This window comes from Sphingobacterium siyangense (genome assembly GCF_023277505.1).
In the GTDB taxonomy this organism is placed as follows: domain Bacteria; phylum Bacteroidota; class Bacteroidia; order Sphingobacteriales; family Sphingobacteriaceae; genus Sphingobacterium; species Sphingobacterium siyangense.
The window spans coordinates 5397106-5418018 of sequence record NZ_CP080574.1 but is presented as its reverse complement, the minus strand read 5'-3'; the positions used below and the strand labels follow the sequence as shown (position 1 = coordinate 5418018).

The window sequence follows — 20913 nt, the reverse complement described above, 5'->3', positions numbered from 1 at the left end:
TATGTTTAACCAACCTTTTGTTGGTTCTGATGTTGTTTTCTAATGACACTATGTTTTTTGCCGTATACAAAGTAAATCAATAAGCCTATAGCAAGCCAGACGGCTAAACGCTCCCAGCTTTCAATTGGCAATGAAGCCATCATTAAAATACAGACCAAGATACCCATGATTGGAACGAAAGGAACCAATGGTGTTTTAAATGGGCGTTCCAAATTAGGATCTGTTTTACGCAGTACTAGAATACCTACACATACGAGAGTGAAGGCAAATAGGGTACCAATACTTACCATATGGCCAAGGTCAGAAACTGGAACGAAACCTGCGAATATACTTACAAATACCATGAAAATAGCATTTGTTTTCCAAGGAGTCTGTCTTTTGGATAAGTCTGAAAATATCTTTGGAAGCAAACCATCTTTACTCATCGAATAAAATACGCGGCTCTGACCAAGTAACATCACGAGAATAACTGAAGTGTATCCTGCAATAATCGTAATAATCAACGCTGTATTTAAGAAATGATATCCAGTTTTTGCAAAAGCTGTCGCAACAGGTTTTGCGTCACCTTTGAACATCGTATAGTTTTCGATGCCTGTCATTACGTAAGAGAATAAAACGTACAAAAGTGTACAGATTATTAACGAGCCGATGATACCGATTGGCATACCTTTTTTTGGATCTTTCGCTTCCTGGGCAGCTGTACTCACTGCGTCAAAGCCGATGAATGCAAAAAAGACAACCCCAGCAGCGCGCAATACACCACTGATACCAAAGTGACCGAAGTCATCACTCTTTAAAAATGACCAGAAGCTTTGTTGTCCACTTTTTACAAGCTCTTCACCTGCATTTACAGGGATAAATGGATCGTGGTTTGCAGGATTGATAAAGCTCCATCCCAAGGCGATAAAAATCAATACAACACCGACTTTTAGGATAACCAATATATTGTTTACACGGGATGATTCCTGTGTACCACGCATGAGCAATAGCGACAGTAAACAAACAATAATGATAGCAGGTAAGTTGACCACTCCACCTTCCCAAGGGCCTTTGAGTAGGGTATCGGGGAGCTGGATATGGAATATCATCAGGAGCTGGTTGAAATATTGGGACCAGCTGACGGCTACTGTAGCTCCTGCCAGTGCGTATTCTAGGACGAGATCCCAGCCGATAATCCAGGCGACAAATTCACCCATTGTGGCGTAGGAATATGTGTAAGCACTTCCGGCAACAGGAATCATAGAGGCAAATTCGGCATAACAAAGACCTGCGAACCCACAGCCTACTGCTGCGATAATGAAAGATAGGATAACAGCTGGCCCTGCATTTTCAGCAGCAGCAATCCCTGTTAGGGAGAAAAGTCCTGCCCCAATGATGGCCCCGACACCGAGGGCGATAAGGCCCGAGCTGGACAGTGTCCTCTTTAGCGTGTGTTCTCCATTTTCATTTGCTTCAGCAATGAGTTGAGGAATCGATTTTTTAAATAGCATAGGATTAATTCTTTACGATTATTTAGCTTTTCAATTGTTTAATTAATGTCAAATATAAATGATCTCAATGAAAAAAGGGAAGATTGCTCCTCCCTTTTGTAATAAAATCTGAATCAAATGCTTGTTTGGGTACTAATACGCTGCTGTAAAGCGTTTATTGAGGAATTGTTTATTCTCAATTTCGTCTGCTATTGCTACAGCAAAATCCTCTACTGATAATCTAGAACGACCTTCCTGATCAAATACAGGAGCATCAAGGCCTGTGCGGTATTTTCCGGTACGTGTTCCACCAGCATGGGAATTCATTTCTATAGCGGGACTAAACATGGTCCAGGTAAGTTGATCTTCTTTCTGGATGGTATTCAGATAATCTGCTGCAGCTAATGCCCCAGGTTTAATTTCTTTGGGAAAATCCGGTGAATCGACCAGTCTATTTCCATCAATCAATAAACTTCCTGCACCACCAATAACAATGAAACGATTGATACCGGCATCTTTAACAGCCTGTTGGATGGCCAATGCACCTTTTGTAAAATCCTCATAAAGATTAGGGTTGGTCCATCCGGCATTGAAAGCCGAAACAACAACATCAACACCTTTTAGGGCAGAAACCAATTGATTATTATCATTGATATCTACTTGGAGTTTGGTTACTTTTTCACTCGATGGAATATTTTCGATGTGGCGGGCGATGGCGACTACGTCATAGTTACGGTCTACCAATTCTTTTACGAGATGAGATCCTACATATCCTGTGGATCCAATTACTGCTACTTTCATGCTTCCTTTAATTAAATGTTTTGCTAAAATCAGACAGGATTATCTTTTCCAAACGCTGTACAATATCAGTGTCGACTTCCTGATACAGATCCTGGAGTTTGGAGTTGATATTTTTGCCCACAATACAGGCCGGATTGGGACTGTTAAATTTCCCACCGAAATCGGTTTGCTTGGTGCTGATATAAATATCAGCCAAGGTAATCGTTGGATTTTCGGGATTTATGCGAATACCGCCGCCCTTACCTTCTTTACTCGTTAGTAAAGATGCTGTTTTGAGAGATGCAATTTCTTTGCGAACCACACTTGCATTGACTTGGATGCTTGACGCGATATATTCAGAAGAAAGCCATTGATTTGACTCTTCTAACTGTGCCAGAACCATAATGTGTAATGCTGTTGCGAACCTCAAGTTGTGTAACATCCTCTGCTGATTTTTCTAAATTATAACACAAAGTAACAGAAAAGGTTTTAAACTGAAATAAAAATTATTACAGTTTAAAACCTTCTGACAATCACGTGATAAAAGTGTTTGTTTTTTATTTTTTCTCGTTAAATTTTTTATAGCTATCCATGATATAGACTTTCAGAGTCTCTTGGCTGCTGTTTTGAATAAATTTATAGGAAGGTCTAAATCTTTCCTTAAACAGGGCTAGATCCGAACCATTGAGTGGAGTCAATTCTTTGATCAGATTTTCGGTGAATTTGCGATCAACTGCTCTTTTCTCACGTTCATCGACTAAGAGTTTATAATTTGAACGTGCTTGTTTTCCCTCTTTGCTAAATATACGGCTTGGAGAAATTCGTACTCCGCCGCGGTTTTGACTTGCGTCGGAATACTTTCCTAAAGTCTTCTCGCGCTGGATTTCAGCAGCAAGTCTACTGTCTGTCATCCTTTCTACGACAACTTCACTGAGTTCGATAACATTATTCATTCTGTTCAAATAGATTCTGCGTAAGCTCGTATCATAAATGAAAACAGTATCTTGTTCATATCCCACAGCTTTGATTAACAAGAGGTCGTTAACATTGGCGTCAATTGCAAAGGAGCCATCTCTATTGGTCTGTACTTCAGCCTTGGTTCTTAAATTTTGAATTTGTGCAGCCTCAATTTTCTCACCGCTGACAAGTTCCATAATAATCCCCTTGGTTTTTTCCTGTGCAACAAGATGTCCACTCATTAGTGTAATAAGTAAGCAGCTTAGAATCGTTTGTAAGATTTTCATGTGAATAAATATAGTTATGTATTTTCAATCTATGAATGAACCGGGTATTTGCCGTTTTGTTTACGCCGTACGTTCATGAGCGTTCTCTAGCCAAAAATAACGAATAGATTTTGAAAATCTGCTAATTTGCTTTCCACGAATTATTGTCTGGGTTCTTGTCCGGCATGACCATGTCAGGATCTAACTGTACAGATTGCAGTGGCTCTGTGGTCGGAATTTTAAATTGCCATACGTCGTTTCTTTCCCAGATTTCCACGGGTAGTTTTTTTCGAATCTTCTTGCCCGATACGGTTGTAGCTTCAACAATAACTGGCATCGGTAATTTTTCGAGATTTTCCACGGTGACAAGTGCGCCAAATTTTGGCTCGTTGTTGACATAGGATACTGATTTTATACCTTGGTCCATTTGCCAGTTGTTGACAAACCACCCGCGCCAGAACCAGTTTAGGTTTTCACCAGCACCATTTTCAATAGCTTTGAAGAAATCTTCCGGAGTAGGGTGTTTGTAAGCCCATTCTTGGATATATTTTTTAAAAGCGTAATCGAAGCGCTCAGGACCGATGATTTCGTTTCGCAATAATTTCAGTCCATAAGCTGGCTTATAGTAGACCAAAGCACCAATATTACGTTCTTTCATGTTTTGCGGGGTACTCATGATCGGTTCAAGATTACGGGCAGTAAAGATGTACGATCTGCTCGCCTGATTACGGTAATATTCGCCATTGTTGAATTCTTTTGTTGCGAGTTCGTTAATAAATGTATTGAACCCTTCATCCATCCATCCATGTTCACGTTCGTTGGATGCGACAATCATTGGGAACCAATTGTGACCAAACTCGTGGTTGGTAACACCCCAAAGAGATCCTGCTTTGGCCTGATTGCCACAGAACGACAAGGCTGGATATTCCATTCCACCGACATTGGAGGCTACATTGACCGCTACAGGGTAAGGATACTCAAACCAGCTTTTTGAATAGATTTCAATTGCGGCTTTGGTGTATTCTGTCGAGCGTTCCCAGGCATTGTTACTGTTACTTTCAATTGGATAGGCAGACAAAGCGAGGGATTTTTTTCCACTCGGTAGATTGATCTTCGCGCCATCTAATATAAATGCCGTAGAGGACGCCCAGGCAATGTCTTGGGCATTATTAAGTTGATATTTCCAGGTTAAGGTTTTCTTGTCGGGCCTGGAGTTTTTTGCGTTAACTTCTTCGGCGGAGCGGATGATCACGGTTTCGTCGCTGCGTTGTGCCTGTTGATATCGCTTGAGTTGCTCAGCTGTAAATACTTCCTGTGGGTTTAACAATTCACCACCCAATACAACCATGTGGTTTGCCGGGGTAGTGATCTCAACCTGGTAATTTCCGAATTCACGATAGAATTCTCCCGGTCCTGTATAAGGAAGGGTATTCCAACCTCTAATGTCGTCATAGACACACAGTCTTGGGAACCATTGTGCAATGGCATAGATTTTTCCGTTTTTTGTGTCAAGTATACCTGTACGGTCCGCACCGTATTTAGGAACTGTGTATTGGTATTTAATCTTAAACGTTATTTTTCCGCCCTTGCTCTTTAACGCAGCAGGAAGTCGAAGCTGCATGCGGGTATCGTTAATAATATGTTCGATCGTATTTCCGTTTACATCCGTAACAGATTGTATCTGATATCCACCATCAAAAGTTGAGTTGCCATCACCGTAACGGCTGTTGGTCAAGGGGGAGATCAATTGACCGCGGCCATGTTGTGAAAACATATTTTGATCTAATTGTAACCACAGATAGTTCATATTGTCTGGACTATTGTTGCTATAGGTAATCTCGACAGATCCTGTAATTTGATCATTTTGATCGTTCAGGGAAGCCTGAATCTTATAGTCGGCTGCATTTTGCCAGTAGGCAGGGCCCGGTTTTCCGGCTGCGGAACGATATTCATTGCCATTATTTTTAAAAAACAAGGGTGCAAAGGCCTCTGTATAGCTGTAATTGGATGTTTTCTCCTGTGCAAAGGCCGGATAAGCATAGCTCAACGCAACAAGGCTTAAAGAAGCCAGTGCAATTCTTTTCATCATACGTCTACTTAAATTATGTTTATTTGCTCCAATATACAATGAAAAGTACATTGAGCCAAAAAAAACGCAAACGACGTCTTATAATAAAAGGGATAGAAAGTGACCTTAAAGGTTTATTTTGGATAATTGGAGGCTTTTTAGAACCTCCATTCCGGGAAGCATTGTGGAACTATTTTAAATTTGTTACGTACTCTGCTTCATTAAAACCGAGTAATATACCTTTGTTGTATTCAATAACAGGACGTTTAATCATACTTGTATTTTCCTGAAGTACTTTATTGGCACTATCACTGTCAATGACTTGCTCTTGAGTTTCCGGAGATAACTTTTTCCATGTAGTTCCCTTTTTATTCACTAGAGCCTGCCAGTCTACCTGTGTTTCCCATTCTTTTAATTTATCCACACTGACGCCTTCTTTTTTGAAGTCATGAAATTGAAAGGGAACATTATTGTCTTCCAACCATGTAAGTGCTTTTTTTACTGTGTTACAATTTTTGATACCGTATACCTGTAGCATAATAGTGACAATTTGGTGAATCCAAATTTAATCAATCCCGATACAATTTTTAAAATAATTCATATTTCTATGGTGTCTTATCTGTGATTTAAGGATAATTGTGGATATGTTGTTGTCAATGCCATTGAAAAATCAATGCCATTGAAAAAAGAGCAACCGGAAAGTTCCTTTTCAATTGAACAATCAGGGTTTTATGATTTGTTAAGATTCTATATCCCATGTGAAATGATAGTGTATTTAGTACACTATAAAAATTAGGAAGTAATAATAATTTTTAATAATTTAGTAGCTTCAAGTTTAATGAAAGATTAAAATAAATCAATAACAGAAATATGAGCCTAAAAGATTTTAAAGGTGTATTGACAGGAGATCAAGTACAAGAGTTGTTTGAGGTTGCGAAGAAACATAAGTTTGCTTTGCCTGCGGTAAACATTATCGGAACAAACTCTATCAATGCGGTTATGGAAACTGCGAAAGCAGTAAATTCTCCTGTAATTATTCAATTGTCAAATGGTGGAGCGCAATTCTACGCTGGTAAAACCTTGAACAACGATAATTTACAAGCTTGCGTATTGGGAGCGGTATCTGCAGCACAACATGTTCATTTATTAGCTGAGCATTATGGTGTAGCAGTTATTCTGCATACAGATCACGCAGCTAAGAAACTTTTACCTTGGATCGACGGTTTGTTGGACGCTGGCGAGAAATTCTTTGCGCAACATGGAAAACCATTGTTCTCTTCTCACATGTTGGATTTATCGGAAGAACCAATTGAAGAAAATATTGAGATTTCAGCTAAATACTTAGCACGTATGAAACCACTTGGTATGACTGTGGAGATCGAGCTGGGTGTTACAGGTGGTGAAGAAGACGGTGTTGACAACTCGGATGTGGATAGTTCAAAACTGTATACCCAACCGGAAGAGGTTGCCTATGCTTTTGAAGAATTGTCTAAAGTATCTGACAAATTTACAGTGGCAGCTGCATTTGGTAATGTTCATGGTGTTTACAAACCAGGTAATGTGAAATTGCAACCAGTTATATTACATAATTCTCAAGAATATATTCGTGAGAAATATAATCTTACTGCTGAGAAGCCCGTAAACTTCGTATTCCACGGTGGTTCTGGTTCTTCTCCGGAAGAAATTGCAGAAGCGATTTCATACGGTGCGATCAAAATGAACATTGATACGGATATGCAATGGGCTTTCTGGGATGGTGTAAGAGCTTATGAAGCGAAAAACCATGATTATTTGCAAGGTCAGATCGGTAATCCAGAAGGAGCTGATTCTCCAAATAAAAAATATTACGATCCACGCGTTTGGTTACGTAAAGGTGAAGAAACTTTTGTTGCTCGTCTGAAAGAAGCATTCGCTGATTTGAATGCAGTAGACGTTAATAGCAAACTATAAGCTTAGGTTGAAAAAATAGATCACAAAGGCGCCCTTAGATAGGGCGCCTTTTTTATGTCAAAATAGGTTAAAAATATTGTTCTTAATAGGAATTGGCTTATTTTTTGACGAACAACAATAAAAAGTCAAGTAAATATGAAATTTTTAGGAGTCAGTGTAATTCTTTTATTAATTGCCCAAATGGGGTTTGGGCAGGTGAAGCAAAATGTTGGCGATTTTTCTTCGGTTGTAGCGACGGACAAGATTCAGGTGGAGTTGATTAAATCCGACGAGTCCTTGGTGACGTTTGAAGGACAGAACCATGAAAATGTTAAGGTTGTCAACACAAATGGATCCTTGGTTTTGAAAATGAATACGTTGAATATGCTGCAAGGGGGGAATATCTCTGTGAAGGTATATTACAAGAGTTTGAACAATGTGGAAGCAAAAAAAGGAGCCAAGGTATTTGCAACTACAAATAATCCAGTTGCTGCTGACCACTTAAAAGTATATGCTTCAGAAGGTGGTTTGGTCGATCTCTATACGGCTGTAAAAACAGCTGAAATAAAAGTGACCTCGGGGGCTACAATCGCTTTGTATGGAAAGGCAGATAAACAGGAGATCATTTCGAATTTTGGCGGCAAATATGAAGGTAAAGATTTTAAGACGAGTATCACGACGGTCACTGTGAATGGTGGCGGTAAAGCAGATGTTTATGTTACTGATTCCATCGAAACCAAAACACGTGGTGGCGGTGTCATTGATGTCTATGGAAAACCAGAACAACGTGTAGAAAAGAAAATGGCCGGAGGAACAGTCAACTTTAAATAAGTAAACTGTCTTGGATTTGTCAATTTTAGTGCGAGTTCATTTTAGTTGATTTTATAGAAAAGAGTGGAAATTTGAGGTAATAGATGAAATAAAAAGGGTTTAGCTTGATTGGGGTAATGATTATTGTTTAACCTTTTTATTAAAAAGGTCAGTTATTTTGTTTTTCTCATCAGAAACCTTCTTCATTTGTGCTTAAAATACTTATTTTTGTGAGGGAATAATAAAAATAGTATTATGGCAAAGCGTAATTATGTTTCAAATTCTACGGAATCTACGCGCATGTTCAAGAATGACTTTTTAGAGTCTTTGACGAAAGTGCATTGGAGTGTACCTTTGATTTTCTATGTACCCGTGGTTGTTTTCTTTTCGTATAAAGCGCTAGTTTGGGGAGAGATTTCCTTTTTAACCTACATTGGGTATTTTATTTTTGGTTTAGCTTTTTGGACTGCTTTTGAATATGCATTACATCGTTGGGTGTTTCATTTTCATCCGACATCGGAATGGGGAAAGCGAATCGCTTTTATTTTCCATGGTGTGCATCATGATTACCCAAGAGACCGTATGCGTTTGGTGATGCCGTTGTCAGCGAGTATTCCACTAGCTCTTTTGGTCTATCTTGGTTTTACATTGTTTTTTTCGAATGAGTTTATCTTAGCCTGTTTTTTCTCAGGTTTTATGGTGGGGTATTTGATCTATGACGAATGTCATTACGCGATGCACCATGCTAATTTTAAAAGCGGTATTTTCAAACGGATCAAGCAGCACCATATGTTGCACCATTATTCTGATCCAGAAAAGGGTTTTGGAGTGAGTTCTTCCTTATGGGATGAAATTTTACGCTCAGGTTTCGAAGAAAAGGAACCCAAAAAAGATTCTACTTCCTTAAAAGAAGAAAAAGCATAAATTGAATCACATCAACTAAAAAAGCCCTGGAAGTTTTCAAGGGCTTTTTTTATGGAATAATTTTTCTTTTTATTTAACAATGCCATCAAGTAGGCTTTGTAGGCTAACTTTAGATCAATGGTTTCTTGTTGGGGTTGGCGTGCAGGTATTCCAGTTTGAACTGAAACATTTGGGCCATTTTCTGCGCACGCCATTTGGCTTCTTCAGCCTTTTGTCCACTGTATAGGCCATCTACTGTTGCTTCGAATAATTTGAGCCATTGACCAAAATGTTGCGCATCAATGGGCAAGTTAATATGAGGTGGAAAGGGGCTGCCGAAATAACGATGTTCATCCAGTAGGATAGTCTGCCAGAAACTATACATCTTTTCAAGATGGATCGCCCAATTGTCTTGGATTCTTTCTTTAAAAATAGGTCCGAGCAAAGTATCGTTACGTATCGTCGTATAAAATTGATCTACTAATACTTTAATGTCATCGAGTGTTTGAATATCTTGTTTCATCGGCGTATGATCTAAGCTCATGAATAAAGACCTATAGCTGGATCAAAAGCTTCTTCATGATGTTTATCTAGATTAAATGTAGTGACATTTATGGAGAATCGCATCACTTGGATGTAAAGATGTCTCGTTGAAATATTGTAATTCTCTTTTATTGTCAGTAAATTGACTCAATACTAAGGGAAAAACATATGGGAAAATACGTTCTTTTAATCCTATTATCGATGGGATTTTATGCTGCTGAGGCGCAGGTTACAACAATTTCGATCAATAAGGAAAATTTTCAATCTTCTGGTTTTCCATTTAAAGGGAAGCGTGTGTTGCAAGTGGAACGCATTCAAACTCCAAAAGAAGATAATTATATTGTTTTTTCAAAAGAGGAACGGGGTGCCGACCCCGACAAACTCTATGTACAACAATTTCAGCAGATCGATGGAATGTGGCAGCTTGTGGCTGATGAATTGATATCCGAAGAAGGGATCGTTACGTCGGTTTGGGAATCTCGGAAGGCATTTTTTGATGCCGATAGGGACGGTAAATTGGATGCATTATTTATCTATTCAAGGCATCCAAAGGATGATTTACAAAAGCAGCTTAGTTGTATTGGACTAGTTCTTTATAAGAATAAGTTTTACCGTCTCCGTGCGGAGGAAGCAGATGGTTATAGTCAAACAACGTTTTCAGACAATTATGCGTCCCTACCGGTTGAGGTAAAAGAAAATGTGGAACGTTATTGGAACAATCTGGATAAAAGATAATTTTCGGTACGGGTCTGGAATCTACCGAAAGATCGACCATACGATCTTTCGGTAAGTTTGTTATTGTCTATTTCATCAGATAGAAAGCATTTCCACGTTTTTTGATGATGTTAATTGATTTTACCTATGAAAGGCTTATTCAATAGGTTGACTCAATGCATGGATAGGATATCGATCAAATCAATGTTACTGGAGTGCAGCGAGCAATTGCTTTTCTTCTTCAATTTGTGTTTTACTGATCACATAGCGTGCGATATGTTTGCCCTTCAATTGATCTATCGTCTGAATAACATCTTTTGTGCGCGCTTCTTTGCTAGGCTTGATCAATACAATCATTTCCTTTGTATTGGGTATGGTGCTTATCTTAGCTTTTAACTGTGCTATAACAGCTGAGAGCCCCTTCTCGATATCTACCGGTACTTTTGAAGAGCTGATCGGTTTTTTGAAATCCCCATGATACCACATGAATTTTCCTTCGCCAAGAATGAGGGTCGCTGTGCGGTTTTCATCAATAAGAACCGAACTTTCTACATCTGATTTAATTTTGTCTGGCATGGCGATATCCATTGCAGATGGTTTATTTAATGTTGTGGTCAACATAAAGAATGTAATGAGAAGAAATGCGAGGTCTACCATGGCTGTTAAATCTACTTTAGGAGCCATTTTTCTGCTTCTTATTTTTTTCTTTCCCGTTTCTTGCGTTTTTTGGTTTAATTCTGCCATGATCGTCATCTTTAGGTTAACACGTTGTTGTTACTCACTATTATGATGTCAGAGAAGAACGGATTCCACAGTATTTTTTTAAAAACTAGGGTTTTTCTCAAGTACTTTCAGTGTTTTTTTTCTTAATTGTTGATAATCAGTGTTTTTTTGCTATGTTTTAGTTTGTTCGTTGTTGATCCGATTTGACCAATTCACTTGTCATTTTGTCCTTTCAATCAATTTAGGGCGCTTGCTAGGCTGTCGAAATTTTTCTAGTGGTTTGCAAAAAAGCCCTTCTATGCTGAAAGGCTTTTCTTGCGGATTGGTGGGTAAGTTACTTAGCAACCGCCTTGGTTAGGGATGCGTTTATAAATTATTTTGTTATCTCTTTGTACATAGTCGCCCGCTACTATTGGATACGAATACTTAGGCGCGTACATGACACTACGCCCCCTTATCGTTATTTTGTCGTTTACTTTCAGACTTTTCAATTGTTGAAATTCATTAGAATTTTCGAGACCAAAACTTAGAATATAGTCTTCACGATTAATCCTAACCATCACTCCAAAACCTAACTGTGCACCAAGAGGAAGATAGAGAGAAGTTACAACCGCCTCTATGTTGGCAGAATTCTTTACTTGATCCTTTATTTTCGCAGCATTGTCAAGTACTTTTATACCTTCGGGAGATTCTTTCCATTTTTTGAACTTTATACCATTGGGGCTCGCTTCCCATTTATTCCTTTCGGTGGTCGTTCCAGTAGAAGTGCGTGAATTCGGCGCTGTTTTTTTTAAGGTTTCATTTTTGATTTCGCGATTGGCAAAGGCCAAGCCGCTTCCTATAGCGAGCGGTAAAACCAATACGTAGATAATTTTTTTCATATTTTTAAAAGTTTAATGAACATTAGATTTATCCCAGTAAATTAGATCCGTTCAAACTTTTTTTCTCGCATCTGTTTTAGAGTGATGTAACAAAATTACTTTGATGATACTTATATAGAGGGATTTATATTGTAAATAGTGATGTAATCTTTGTAAATAAATTGTAAATCGTATGTCTGAAAGCCGAAATATTTTCTCAGGGAACCGCAAGTACTTGTATGGTGGTATAATACTCTTGTTTATTGCGATGGCCTTTGTTGCTTTTGATATGACTGGCACAGACGATTTTGATAGCGCTAGGAGGGAAGTTTTGCTTAGGAGGATAGGAGATGAACTGCTTACGCAGTCTGGAGACAGTAGATCAAGGGTACTTCCGATAGAAAAGATTCAAGAAAATGAATATCAGATCAGGTTTGAGAATGAAATCACTTTTAAACCAGACTCACTGGTGAGTGCTATTCAGCGCCTGTTGGTCAATGATCCTCTTGCCCGTGATTATGTCGTTAACGTCCTCAACTGTGGCAATTCGAGTGTAGCTTATGGATATGCTATTTCCCATAATAAAAAAGATGATATTATTGCTTGTAGAGGTAGAGTGCAACCTAAAGGATGTTACATGATCAATATTAAATTTAAACCGAGCGGGATAAATACAGCAGCGAATAGCTATTTTCTTGGTATCCTGTTGTTCTTAGCATTTGCTGGATTCATTTTTTGGAAATCGGATCGGAAGCGAAGCACTGTGTTAGACGATCAAAATAACAGTATTTTAACCTTTGGGGCCGTTTTGTTTAATCCGCAGGAGCGAGAAATGGTCATTAATGAAAACACCATAGATCTCACTGGAACGGAAGCTCGTCTGTTGCATATTTTCGCCTTGTCTCCTAACCAGACGATAGCGCGAACCCGGCTGCAAAAAGAGATTTGGGAAGATGAGGGGATTATTGTTGGGCGCAGTTTAGATATGTTTATATCAAAACTTAGAAAAAAACTGGAGTTTGATCCGAATATCAAAATTACGGTTATACGTGGTAAAGGATATAAACTTGAGGTAAGTTCTTAAAACAGAGTAAGGGGATAAATTGGGCTAAAATGCAAAAAGCCTTTCATTTCTGAAAGGCTTTTTCTGCGGAGAGTGAGGGATTCGAACCCCCGAACCTGTGACAGTTAACGGTTTTCAAGACCGCCGCATTCGACCACTCTGCCAACTCTCCGCGACAAAAGTAGAAATTTTGGGTAGAATTACAAAACTTATTTTACATTTTTCTTTGTTTAAAAATAGCTTTAGCACTCTTAAATAGAAATGTAGTTGAATACCAGTCGGTTATTTTTAACGGGTGCCCCACTTTTCGATGTCATATTGGAGATAGCGGGCTCTGCCCTGGACGATATGTTCGCTTTGGATGTGATCATAATCTTGTTTTAGCTTATTTATTGCAATTAAAAATGTAACCATGAATGTATTTTTTAGGAGCAAATATCATCCGATTTTCAATTTCCGAACTGTCGTTCTAACTCCTGTAATTCAAAAATAACTTCGTTGATTGATCGATCAATTTTAGCGAGTTGTCTTTTGCCCAGATAAAAGTAGGAAAATAGAATCCAGCTATAGGTTGGAAGGTAAGTCAGTAAATAATAATGGAAACTAGCACCCGCTAGGATTTCCCGAAGATAGATCGAGATCGCTATACCGAGAAGTAGATGATAAATCGGCATATTCCAATGAATTCTTTTCTTTCGAAAGGAGTCAAACTCTTGCCACTGTTGTAAATGCTCGGTAGGTAAAGCTACTTCGTTGATTTGTTTGACTTTTCGTGCAGTAGTCAACATTAAATATGCCTGTATAAAACAAAGGAAGGATACGATAAACATTGCTGTGTACAATGCGAGCGTTTTATGCCTAAAATCAAGGAAATATGCCAGAGCAAGAATAATTAATCCCGTTGCAAGCAATAAAACAGCACCGGCTATTTCTTTCCTTATTAATTCTTGACGAAAGTTTTTGACCTTATTCAGGTGTTTTGGGGGCAAGATATTTTGTTTGCTATCCTGTTTCCAAAGATGTTGTAAATCGTTAAAGTCTTGCATATTTATGGAAAATTTCGGTTAATTCTTTTTTAATTCTATGGATTTTTACACGGAGATTATTCTCTGTAATTCCCGTAATTTCTGCTATTTGCTCATAAGGTTTTTCATCTAATACCAATGTGATCAGTACCCTATCAGCTTCTTTTAGTTTGCTGATACATTTGTACAGCAGATCAATCTGCTGTATTTTTTCATTCGATGAATCCTCTGGTATATCGATGCAGCTTGTGTCGGTCATTTTTTTTAAATGCAGATGTTTTTTTCGCATACTCGTCAAGCAATTATTGATCGCTATTCTGTAGATCCAGGTGCTTAATTTGGCATCGTTGCGAAAACTATCGAGTTTTTTCCATACAGTAATGAAGGTCTCTTGGATTAAATCTTCTGCATTATCTCGGTCTCCGGTATAACTGAGGCATAATTTGCGGATGGCCGGCGCATATTCTTTGTAAATAATCTCAAACTTTTCTTTGTTGGTCATCGGGTTATTTTAAAAATGTGTTTAGTTCTTTAAAAAACCAAATTGGCTGATCATACATAATAAAATGCTTACTGTTGGTATTGTGTAAAGTTAGCTTTTTTACATACTTATATTGCTCGGAAAGAATCTGCTGTGATTTTTCCAGCGTTTCGTACTTACTACCTAGCACCAAAACGGGTATGGTAATTTTAGCAAGATCCTGGCGGATATCCGTCGTCATCATTTCATAAAAAGCAGATGCTAATGTAACTCTATCGCTCTTTACTTGCCATTCGGCTATTGTTTTGGCTTTTATAGAATCAGTTACCAGCTGTCGTGCTATATTTTCAGCATACACACTAAGTTGTTGGTCTCCCATCGAAGTAAATTGTGCGATAAGTGCATCTTTATCGACAAACTTTTTCACTTCCTCTACACTTGTATTTGGGTTCTGCATGCCCGGGTAGAACGGTACTCCGTCCACAACGATAACTTTTTGAAATAGCGAAGGTGCGGTGCTTGCGATCCAGAGACTCAAAAAGCCTCCTAAACTATGGCCTATAAGAATCGGATTTTGCAATTTTTTTGCCTCTGTATATGCTATGATTTCATTGCGCATAGTCTCAAGCAATGCTTCTTTAATCGCTGCTTGTCCTGCGAAACCAGGAAGTGTAAGCACGTGACATTCGTATTTATCTTTTAAGTGATTTACAGTTTCTGTCCATACGGTTCCACTACAACTATATCCTGGAATAAGAATGATCGGTGTTCCTTTTCCATAGATACTGACCTGAAAATCATATTTTTTCTGTGCAAATGCCGATCCGTAAATCATAAGTAAAAGTATTGAAATACCGACTTTGGTGAAATGGCTTAAATAGTTCGGTAGATCTTTATTGATACGAAGAACAATCGTTTTCATAAGAATTGAATTTAAAATTAGTAATTATGGTTTTCTAAAATATTCTGCCTATTAGATGTTATGAATTACAGATTATTACATAAAAGAATGAAAAAAGTGAAAAAGAGTGCATGTGGCCAGGAAGAGTTGAGGGAAATGTTGTTTTCTTGTAGGTAACGCTCTGATAATTCGAATGGAATGGTACTATAAGAAAATTGTTCTTTTGATGGGGGAGAATAAAGGAGCAAAAGCAAAAAGCCTTTCATTTCTGAAAGGCTTTTTCTGCGGAGAGTGAGGGATTCGAACCCCCGAACCTGTGACAGTTAACGGTTTTCAAGACCGCCGCATTCGACCACTCTGCCAACTCTCCGCGACAAAAGTAGAAATTTCGAATAGATTTACAAAACTTATTTTCTATAGTTAGTCTTAGCGTTTGAAAATGAGCTAGATTGTTTTTTAAAAAAGTCTATGCAGGGATAATCTCATGGCAGTGTTTCCTGATGTTGGCCGCAATTTTGTCGATCGGTAAATCGTCCTGGTCGATACCAAATGGCTCTTCAATGGACTCACCAATTAATTCAAGAGATGCTAAAACATATAAGATAAATGGTACAGCAATCACAACAAAGTAACCGATGGAAAAAACGTAACCTACTGGAAGGGTCATGGTATAGAATATAATGAACTTCTTGATAAATGCACTATATGCTAATGGTATTGGGGTGTTTTTAATACGCTCACAAGCTCCACAAACATGTGTCATGGTAATAATTTCCTCATTAAGGATAATAAGCTGATCGCCACTTATAGTTCCTTCTTTATATAGATCATTGATTTTGTGGAAGATCATGGTGGAAACTTGGTTCGGACCATGTTTTTTATTGTCTAAAGCCTTTAACTCAGGGTGTTCGTTTTCGTCGAGCATAAACTTGGTGTAATCCGATCTTAGAAAATCGTATAGTGTTTCTGCGAATAGGGGGATTGCCTTTCTGAAAAAACTACGATTCACTTTGTCATCTACATCCAGCATGGCATTTAGTTTGTACGAAAAGGCTCTACTAACATTGGTCAATGTACCCCATTGTTTTCGGGCTTCCCACCAGCGGTCATAGGCCGTGTTTGTTCGGAATACCAGTAAAAGCGATATAACAAAACCGAGTAGGTTGTGGACAATGGTAATGTTTTTGACCCAGCTCTTTTCATTTAGTTTGAGGTATTCCAATTCAAGAAAGGCAATCATCCAGGAATAAAACGCTATCAAAACAAGAAATGGCAGTAACTTTTTGAAGGTATCTGATTTATGCAACTTGAAAGTTGCCGAAAGCCAGTCTTTGGGGTTGTATACGATCATACACAAAAATATAAATTGTTGCGAAAATTTTGCGAGTTAATTGCTATTGCCGTAACTTCATCGTGCTATGGCACAACAGCGATCAAAAAGAAAGAAAACAAGTACAAAAGGAAGTCAGGTTAGTGGAACAAAGTGGATTTGGATGATAGCAGGAATGCTGGTGCTTTTCCTCTGTCTTGTTGTGTGGCATTATCGGGCTGGAATTATATACTATTTTCGCGTGGCTACCTCCAAAGACAAGTCTCTGACGAAGGAAGCTAAATATGATATTCGTAATATTGAGATTATGAGCAAGCACGATGATAAGGTGTTTGGCATAGACGTGTCTACCTATCAGGAAGAAATAGATTGGCAAAAGGTAAGCACAATCAATGATCATTTTCCGATAGATTTTGTGTTTATCAGGGCGACAATGGGTGAAAAAGGAATTGATGATAAGTTTAGTCGAAATTGGAGTAAAACGGAAAATAGGGCAGTTTTGAGAGGCGCCTACCATTATTTTAGACCCAATGAGAACTCGGTCAAGCAAGCGAAGAATTTTATTCAGAAGGTTAAACTACAGTCTGGCGATCTTCCACCGGTCTTGGATATTGAGGAGCATCCAAAACAACAATCGATGGATAGCTTGAAAGTTGGGCTAAAACGTTGGCTTGAAGAAGTTGAAGCCCACTACAAAGTAAAACCCATTCTTTACTCCGGAGATAAGTTTTATAGTGACTTTTTGGAAAAGGAATTTGCAGCTTATACGTTGTGGATTGCAAATTATAACTTCTGGGTTGAGAACCCCAAAGCGCATTGGGCTTTCTGGCAATTTTCTGAAAAAGGTACTGTCAGAGGGATTCAAGGCAATGTGGACTTAAATATATACAATGGTAAAATTGAGGAATTGGAAAAGCTGCTTATTCCTTTTAAATAGTAAAATATATGCATAGAGTTTTTATCACATTATGTGGGGTTTGTTTAGCACTGTTTAATGTTCAAATGCAATTGCATGCAGAATCGAAGAGTCATCGGGTCGAGATGTCGCAACCCGCTTCAGATTTATCACGATTAACATTGAAAGAATTTAAAAAATTGCGTCGTGAAACAGCTATCCAAGTTCTTGATACGCGACCTGGCGATATATTCCTACAAGGATTTGTACCTAAATCTATAAATATAGGCTTTAAAGGTCCTTTTGACCACTTTTTGGCGCAAGTGTTTCCCAATAAAGCTCAAAAGCTTTTATTGATTACAGACGGAAATAGTCAAGATACGGTTTATCATCATTTATTAAAGCTGGGTTATACCCATGTTATTGGGGTTTTGGAAGGCGGCATTGAAACTTGGAAAGCTAGTGAAGATGTAGTCTCGTTGCGTAATATCAGTGCAGGAGAATTCAGGAAAAGATCAGATCAAGGTCATATTATGGATGTAAGAACAGCTAAAGAATTTGGTAATGGACATATTGACAATGCAATGAATATTCCATTAACAGATTTCGTTAATTTTGGTTCTACGCTTAAAAAAGACAATCAACAGCTGTATGTACACTGTCAATCAGGTTATAGGAGTGCAGTGGCTGTATCTATTTTGAGTGCTAAAGGATTTAAACATATATGCAATATCCAAGGTGGGTATAAGGCATTGCAAGAAGAAGTAAAGGAGAATCAATAATGGCTACTTTTGACCAGATTATTCAATCAAATTCGCTGGTTTTGGTGGATTTTTTTGCGACGTGGTGCGGTCCCTGCCAGACTATGGCGCCGATTTTACAGGATGTAAAGGAATTTTATCAAGATGATTTGTCTATCATTAAGATCGACGTGGATAAGAATCCAAAAATTGCTTCGATTTATAAGGTAAGTGGCGTGCCTACTTTCGTGTTGTTCAAAAATGGCCAACAGGTATGGCGACAAAGCGGCATGATTCCCAAGATGGAATTACATAAATTGATCGATCAAGTAAAGTAAAAAATAAGGCGTTCAATCAAATTGAACGCCTTATTTTTTAATGATACTCTGGTGTTTTAATAGGTAGTGTTATATCGCACTAAAATATTAAAATTCATCGTCATCATCGAAGTCATCCAATCCTCCAATCGAGTCGATTTCAGGTAAATCGAAATCATCATCGAAATCATCATCATCGTCATCAGGACCGTTGAAAGATGCGAATTTTACTTCTTCAAGATCTTCGTTAGCTAAAGTTGCCGTGTTCATAAAATAATACTTTATTGTTTCTTATTCAATGTTGTAAAATTAGAGAAGAAAACTATTTTTTAAAACTTTTTTTTAAAAAAATATTAAGCTTTATTTTTCTGTTAATCAGTATGTTGAATTGTGTTTTGAAAATAAAAATTTATTTTATTTTATTTATTCATTTGTTTCGCCAATCGCATTGTCCTCGGTAACGATGTCTTTCAATTGAGGGAGATCTCTCACACCATTGATTCCGAAGTGATCCATGAACTGCTGGCTTGTTGCATAAAGTAAAGGTTTTCCGATACTATCTGCTTTTCCCGCAATTTTGATCAACTTCTTTTCCAGTAACCGTTGAATAGAGTAATCACAGCTTACACCTCTAATCTGCTCCACTTCTAATTTTGTTATCGGTTGTCTGTAGGCAATGATTGCGAGTGTTTCTAGTGCTGATTGACTTAGTTTTCGCTTGTTATTGTGATTTTGGAGCTGTTGTATCGATTCATGATAAACAGCTTTTGTCAAAAACTGATAGGCGTTGTTGATATAGCGTAATTCGAGTACATAGTCTTCATCCTGGTACTTCGTTTCAATTTTTTTAATCAACTCACGTAGCTCTTCCCTGGATACTTCGATGGCTAAGGATTCCTGCAAAATCTGTTTGATATCGGCAAGATCTATTCCTTCCGCAGAAGCAAATATAATTGCTTCAATATTTCTTATGACGTCTTTCAATGTATCGTATTAATAGTTAATGACCTGTTCGACCATATGGGCTGGTAGCTCACGGAACTCATACTTTTGTGTTCGCAGTTGTGGGCTGAATCCAGCTTCCAAAATAGCTTCCTGTATAGATTTTGATGTAAACCGATGTGGTGCACCTGCTGCCGAAACGACATTTTCTTCAATCATAATTGAGCCGAAGTCGTTCGCTCCAGCGTGCAGACATAATTGCGCTGTGCGCTTTCCGACGGTGAGCCAGGAAGCTTGTATATTTTTAATATTAGGAAGCATGATGCGGCTTAAGGCAATCATGCGAATATATTCTTCGCTCGTTACATTATTGGTAATACCGCGCAGTCTTTTCAATAAGGTGCCATCATCTTGGAAAGGCCAAGGGATAAACGCAATAAATCCATGGGATTCCTGAGGTTTTTCATCCTGTACTTCGCGAATCCATACCAAATGTTCAAAACGTTCTTCTATCGTTTCGATATGACCAAACATCATGGTGGCAGAAGTTGGTAAATTAATTTTATGGGCTGCCCGCATAACATCTAGCCATTCTTTACCACCGCATTTTCCTTTTGATATAAGACGTCTCACACGATCATTGAGAATTTCAGCTCCCGCTCCAGGTAGCGAGTCTAGTCCTGCTTCTTTCAATTGCGTCAAAACTTCAATATGGCTCATGTTCTCCAATTTGGAAATATGCGCAATTTCAGGTGGGCCGAGAGAATGTAGTTTTAGCGTAGGATAAAGTTCCTTTAATTGCTTGTAAAGGTTTTTGTAAAACTCAATACCTAAATCCGGGTGATGGCCACCTTGCAGCAGCAGTTGATCGCCACCGTATTTAAAAGTTTCCTCTATCTTTTGTTTGTAGCTTTCAATATCGGTAATGTAGCTATCTTCATGACCAGGGCGACGGAAAAAATTGCAAAATTTGCAATTTGCAATACACACATTTGTGGTATTGACATTTCTGTCGATCTGCCAGGTTACCTTACCATGTGGCACTTGTATCTTACGCAATTCATTGGCTACGAAAGTCAAATCAGCTGTAGGTGCATTTTGATATAAAAAAACACCTTCTTCCTTGGATAGGAACTCAAATCGGAGCGCCCGTTCTAATAAATTACTTACATTCATCAACAACAAATATAAGGAGCT

General features: G+C 38.2%; 24 protein-coding genes and 2 tRNA genes. 8 read left to right on the top strand and 18 right to left on the bottom strand.

What is annotated here, in order from left to right:
- Positions 1–5: 5 nt before the first annotated feature.
- The 6 genes from K2F45_RS22875 to K2F45_RS22850 all read right to left on the bottom strand — a co-directional run bounded on the left by K2F45_RS22875 (position 6) and on the right by K2F45_RS22850 (position 6078).
- Entirely contained in the window at positions 6–1490 is a 1485-nt protein-coding gene (locus K2F45_RS22875; protein WP_075994050.1) for an amino acid permease, read from the bottom strand.
- Between the two features lie 132 nt (positions 1491–1622).
- Positions 1623–2270 carry an NAD(P)-dependent oxidoreductase gene (locus K2F45_RS22870; protein WP_248932494.1) on the bottom strand — a complete coding sequence of 216 codons (648 nt, stop codon included), beginning with the start codon at positions 2268–2270 and terminating at the stop codon, positions 1623–1625.
- Positions 2271–2277: 7 nt separating this feature from the next.
- Positions 2278–2691, bottom strand: coding sequence for an Rrf2 family transcriptional regulator (locus tag K2F45_RS22865; protein ID WP_075994048.1), 414 nt, complete (start codon positions 2689–2691; stop codon positions 2278–2280).
- Positions 2692–2806: 115 nt separating this feature from the next.
- Positions 2807–3493, bottom strand: a complete 687-nt coding sequence (locus K2F45_RS22860; protein WP_075994047.1) for a peptidase associated/transthyretin-like domain-containing protein — start codon at positions 3491–3493, stop codon at positions 2807–2809.
- Positions 3494–3614: 121 nt separating this feature from the next.
- Positions 3615–5561: a M1 family metallopeptidase gene (locus tag K2F45_RS22855; protein WP_237241809.1), complete on the bottom strand. Its 1947-nt coding sequence runs from the start codon at positions 5559–5561 to the stop codon at positions 3615–3617.
- A gap of 169 nt (positions 5562–5730) precedes the next feature.
- Positions 5731–6078, bottom strand: a complete 348-nt coding sequence (locus K2F45_RS22850) for an ArsC family reductase (RefSeq protein ID WP_153846852.1) — start codon at positions 6076–6078, stop codon at positions 5731–5733.
- 332 nt (positions 6079–6410) lie between these two features.
- On the opposite strand from K2F45_RS22850, the gene fbaA reads away from it, so the two are divergent.
- From fbaA to K2F45_RS22835, 3 genes are all read left to right on the top strand, one after another.
- On the top strand, positions 6411–7490 hold the full coding sequence (gene fbaA, locus K2F45_RS22845) for a class II fructose-bisphosphate aldolase (protein ID WP_046672381.1): 1080 nt from the start codon (positions 6411–6413) through the stop codon (positions 7488–7490).
- Positions 7491–7625: 135 nt separating this feature from the next.
- Positions 7626–8300 (top strand): head GIN domain-containing protein, encoded by a 675-nt coding sequence (locus K2F45_RS22840; RefSeq protein WP_075994045.1) that lies wholly within the window; start codon positions 7626–7628, stop codon positions 8298–8300.
- 234 nt (positions 8301–8534) lie between these two features.
- Entirely contained in the window at positions 8535–9203 is a 669-nt protein-coding gene (locus K2F45_RS22835) for a sterol desaturase family protein (RefSeq protein ID WP_236582760.1), read from the top strand.
- Between the two features lie 109 nt (positions 9204–9312).
- Here the strand turns inward: K2F45_RS22835 and K2F45_RS22830 are convergent, their stop codons facing one another.
- Positions 9313–9705 carry a group III truncated hemoglobin gene (locus tag K2F45_RS22830; protein ID WP_075994961.1) on the bottom strand — a complete coding sequence of 131 codons (393 nt, stop codon included), beginning with the start codon at positions 9703–9705 and terminating at the stop codon, positions 9313–9315.
- A 188-nt stretch (positions 9706–9893) separates the two neighbouring features.
- Here K2F45_RS22830 and K2F45_RS22825 point away from each other — a divergent pair, with 188 nt between their 5' ends.
- On the top strand, positions 9894–10460 hold the full coding sequence (locus K2F45_RS22825) for a hypothetical protein (protein WP_075994044.1): 567 nt from the start codon (positions 9894–9896) through the stop codon (positions 10458–10460).
- Positions 10461–10646: 186 nt separating this feature from the next.
- Here K2F45_RS22825 and K2F45_RS22820 read toward each other — a convergent pair whose 3' ends face one another.
- Together K2F45_RS22820 and K2F45_RS22815 are read right to left on the bottom strand one after the other, a co-directional pair.
- Positions 10647–11183: an ExbD/TolR family protein gene (locus K2F45_RS22820; RefSeq protein ID WP_075994960.1), complete on the bottom strand. Its 537-nt coding sequence runs from the start codon at positions 11181–11183 to the stop codon at positions 10647–10649.
- 317 nt (positions 11184–11500) lie between these two features.
- The gene (locus K2F45_RS22815) at positions 11501–12043 is read right to left on the bottom strand and encodes a hypothetical protein (protein WP_075994043.1); all 543 of its coding nucleotides are present in this window, start codon (positions 12041–12043) and stop codon (positions 11501–11503) included.
- A 172-nt stretch (positions 12044–12215) separates the two neighbouring features.
- Between K2F45_RS22815 and K2F45_RS22810 the strand changes: the two genes are divergently transcribed.
- Positions 12216–13106, top strand: a complete 891-nt coding sequence (locus tag K2F45_RS22810) for a winged helix-turn-helix domain-containing protein (protein ID WP_248932493.1) — start codon at positions 12216–12218, stop codon at positions 13104–13106.
- 66 nt (positions 13107–13172) lie between these two features.
- On the opposite strand, the gene K2F45_RS22805 is transcribed toward K2F45_RS22810, so the two are convergent.
- The 6 genes from K2F45_RS22805 to K2F45_RS22780 all read right to left on the bottom strand — a co-directional run bounded on the left by K2F45_RS22805 (position 13173) and on the right by K2F45_RS22780 (position 16843).
- Positions 13173–13257, bottom strand: a tRNA-Ser gene (locus K2F45_RS22805).
- Positions 13258–13534: 277 nt separating this feature from the next.
- Entirely contained in the window at positions 13535–14131 is a 597-nt protein-coding gene (locus K2F45_RS22800) for a hypothetical protein (RefSeq protein ID WP_075994041.1), read from the bottom strand.
- Complete coding sequence (locus K2F45_RS22795) at positions 14118–14612, bottom strand: RNA polymerase sigma factor (protein WP_248932492.1); 495 nt, start codon at positions 14610–14612, stop codon at positions 14118–14120. The genes K2F45_RS22800 and K2F45_RS22795 overlap by 14 nt, the downstream gene beginning before the upstream one ends.
- A gap of 4 nt (positions 14613–14616) precedes the next feature.
- The gene (locus tag K2F45_RS22790) at positions 14617–15513 is read right to left on the bottom strand and encodes an alpha/beta fold hydrolase (RefSeq protein WP_248932491.1); all 897 of its coding nucleotides are present in this window, start codon (positions 15511–15513) and stop codon (positions 14617–14619) included.
- 264 nt (positions 15514–15777) lie between these two features.
- Positions 15778–15862: transfer RNA gene (locus K2F45_RS22785), tRNA-Ser, on the bottom strand.
- A 96-nt stretch (positions 15863–15958) separates the two neighbouring features.
- Complete coding sequence (locus K2F45_RS22780; protein ID WP_075994039.1) at positions 15959–16843, bottom strand: bestrophin family protein; 885 nt, start codon at positions 16841–16843, stop codon at positions 15959–15961.
- A 67-nt stretch (positions 16844–16910) separates the two neighbouring features.
- On the opposite strand from K2F45_RS22780, the gene K2F45_RS22775 reads away from it, so the two are divergent.
- The 3 genes from K2F45_RS22775 to trxA are packed head-to-tail and all read left to right on the top strand — an operon-like array spanning position 16911 to position 18795.
- The gene (locus K2F45_RS22775; protein WP_075994038.1) at positions 16911–17759 is read left to right on the top strand and encodes a glycoside hydrolase family 25 protein; all 849 of its coding nucleotides are present in this window, start codon (positions 16911–16913) and stop codon (positions 17757–17759) included.
- An 8-nt stretch (positions 17760–17767) separates the two neighbouring features.
- Positions 17768–18499, top strand: a complete 732-nt coding sequence (locus K2F45_RS22770; RefSeq protein ID WP_248932490.1) for a rhodanese-like domain-containing protein — start codon at positions 17768–17770, stop codon at positions 18497–18499.
- The gene (trxA, locus tag K2F45_RS22765) at positions 18499–18795 is read left to right on the top strand and encodes a thioredoxin (RefSeq protein WP_075994036.1); all 297 of its coding nucleotides are present in this window, start codon (positions 18499–18501) and stop codon (positions 18793–18795) included. The genes K2F45_RS22770 and trxA overlap by 1 nt, the downstream gene beginning before the upstream one ends.
- Before the next feature lie 87 nt (positions 18796–18882).
- Here the strand turns inward: trxA and K2F45_RS22760 are convergent, their stop codons facing one another.
- The 3 genes from K2F45_RS22760 to mqnC form a co-directional block, all read right to left on the bottom strand.
- Complete coding sequence (locus K2F45_RS22760) at positions 18883–19044, bottom strand: hypothetical protein (protein ID WP_167450446.1); 162 nt, start codon at positions 19042–19044, stop codon at positions 18883–18885.
- Positions 19045–19197: 153 nt separating this feature from the next.
- Positions 19198–19758, bottom strand: a complete 561-nt coding sequence (gene scpB / locus K2F45_RS22755) for an SMC-Scp complex subunit ScpB (RefSeq protein WP_075994035.1) — start codon at positions 19756–19758, stop codon at positions 19198–19200.
- A 9-nt stretch (positions 19759–19767) separates the two neighbouring features.
- On the bottom strand, positions 19768–20892 hold the full coding sequence (mqnC, locus tag K2F45_RS22750; RefSeq protein WP_075994034.1) for a cyclic dehypoxanthinyl futalosine synthase: 1125 nt from the start codon (positions 20890–20892) through the stop codon (positions 19768–19770).
- Between the last annotated feature and the right edge of the window lie 21 nt (positions 20893–20913).

Excerpts from the sequence above, each read along its gene's own strand:
- K2F45_RS22875 (WP_075994050.1), bottom strand. The coding sequence starts at position 1,490 with ATGCTATTTAAAAAATCGATTCCTCAACTCATTGCTGAAGCAAATGAA.
- K2F45_RS22870 (WP_248932494.1), bottom strand. The coding sequence starts at position 2,270 with ATGAAAGTAGCAGTAATTGGATCCACAGGATATGTAGGATCTCATCTC.
- K2F45_RS22865 (WP_075994048.1), bottom strand. The coding sequence starts at position 2,691 with ATGTTACACAACTTGAGGTTCGCAACAGCATTACACATTATGGTTCTG.
- K2F45_RS22860 (WP_075994047.1), bottom strand. The coding sequence starts at position 3,493 with ATGAAAATCTTACAAACGATTCTAAGCTGCTTACTTATTACACTAATG.
- K2F45_RS22855 (WP_237241809.1), bottom strand. The coding sequence starts at position 5,561 with ATGATGAAAAGAATTGCACTGGCTTCTTTAAGCCTTGTTGCGTTGAGC.
- K2F45_RS22850 (WP_153846852.1), bottom strand. The coding sequence starts at position 6,078 with ATGCTACAGGTATACGGTATCAAAAATTGTAACACAGTAAAAAAAGCA.
- fbaA (WP_046672381.1), top strand. The coding sequence starts at position 6,411 with ATGAGCCTAAAAGATTTTAAAGGTGTATTGACAGGAGATCAAGTACAA.
- K2F45_RS22840 (WP_075994045.1), top strand. The coding sequence starts at position 7,626 with ATGAAATTTTTAGGAGTCAGTGTAATTCTTTTATTAATTGCCCAAATG.
- K2F45_RS22835 (WP_236582760.1), top strand. The coding sequence starts at position 8,535 with ATGGCAAAGCGTAATTATGTTTCAAATTCTACGGAATCTACGCGCATG.
- K2F45_RS22830 (WP_075994961.1), bottom strand. The coding sequence starts at position 9,705 with ATGAAACAAGATATTCAAACACTCGATGACATTAAAGTATTAGTAGAT.
- K2F45_RS22825 (WP_075994044.1), top strand. The coding sequence starts at position 9,894 with ATGGGAAAATACGTTCTTTTAATCCTATTATCGATGGGATTTTATGCT.
- K2F45_RS22820 (WP_075994960.1), bottom strand. The coding sequence starts at position 11,183 with ATGGCAGAATTAAACCAAAAAACGCAAGAAACGGGAAAGAAAAAAATA.
- K2F45_RS22815 (WP_075994043.1), bottom strand. The coding sequence starts at position 12,043 with ATGAAAAAAATTATCTACGTATTGGTTTTACCGCTCGCTATAGGAAGC.
- K2F45_RS22810 (WP_248932493.1), top strand. The coding sequence starts at position 12,216 with ATGTCTGAAAGCCGAAATATTTTCTCAGGGAACCGCAAGTACTTGTAT.
- K2F45_RS22800 (WP_075994041.1), bottom strand. The coding sequence starts at position 14,131 with ATGCAAGACTTTAACGATTTACAACATCTTTGGAAACAGGATAGCAAA.
- K2F45_RS22795 (WP_248932492.1), bottom strand. The coding sequence starts at position 14,612 with ATGACCAACAAAGAAAAGTTTGAGATTATTTACAAAGAATATGCGCCG.
- K2F45_RS22790 (WP_248932491.1), bottom strand. The coding sequence starts at position 15,513 with ATGAAAACGATTGTTCTTCGTATCAATAAAGATCTACCGAACTATTTA.
- K2F45_RS22780 (WP_075994039.1), bottom strand. The coding sequence starts at position 16,843 with ATGATCGTATACAACCCCAAAGACTGGCTTTCGGCAACTTTCAAGTTG.
- K2F45_RS22775 (WP_075994038.1), top strand. The coding sequence starts at position 16,911 with ATGGCACAACAGCGATCAAAAAGAAAGAAAACAAGTACAAAAGGAAGT.
- K2F45_RS22770 (WP_248932490.1), top strand. The coding sequence starts at position 17,768 with ATGCATAGAGTTTTTATCACATTATGTGGGGTTTGTTTAGCACTGTTT.
- trxA (WP_075994036.1), top strand. The coding sequence starts at position 18,499 with ATGGCTACTTTTGACCAGATTATTCAATCAAATTCGCTGGTTTTGGTG.
- K2F45_RS22760 (WP_167450446.1), bottom strand. The coding sequence starts at position 19,044 with ATGAACACGGCAACTTTAGCTAACGAAGATCTTGAAGAAGTAAAATTC.
- mqnC (WP_075994034.1), bottom strand. The coding sequence starts at position 20,892 with ATGAATGTAAGTAATTTATTAGAACGGGCGCTCCGATTTGAGTTCCTA.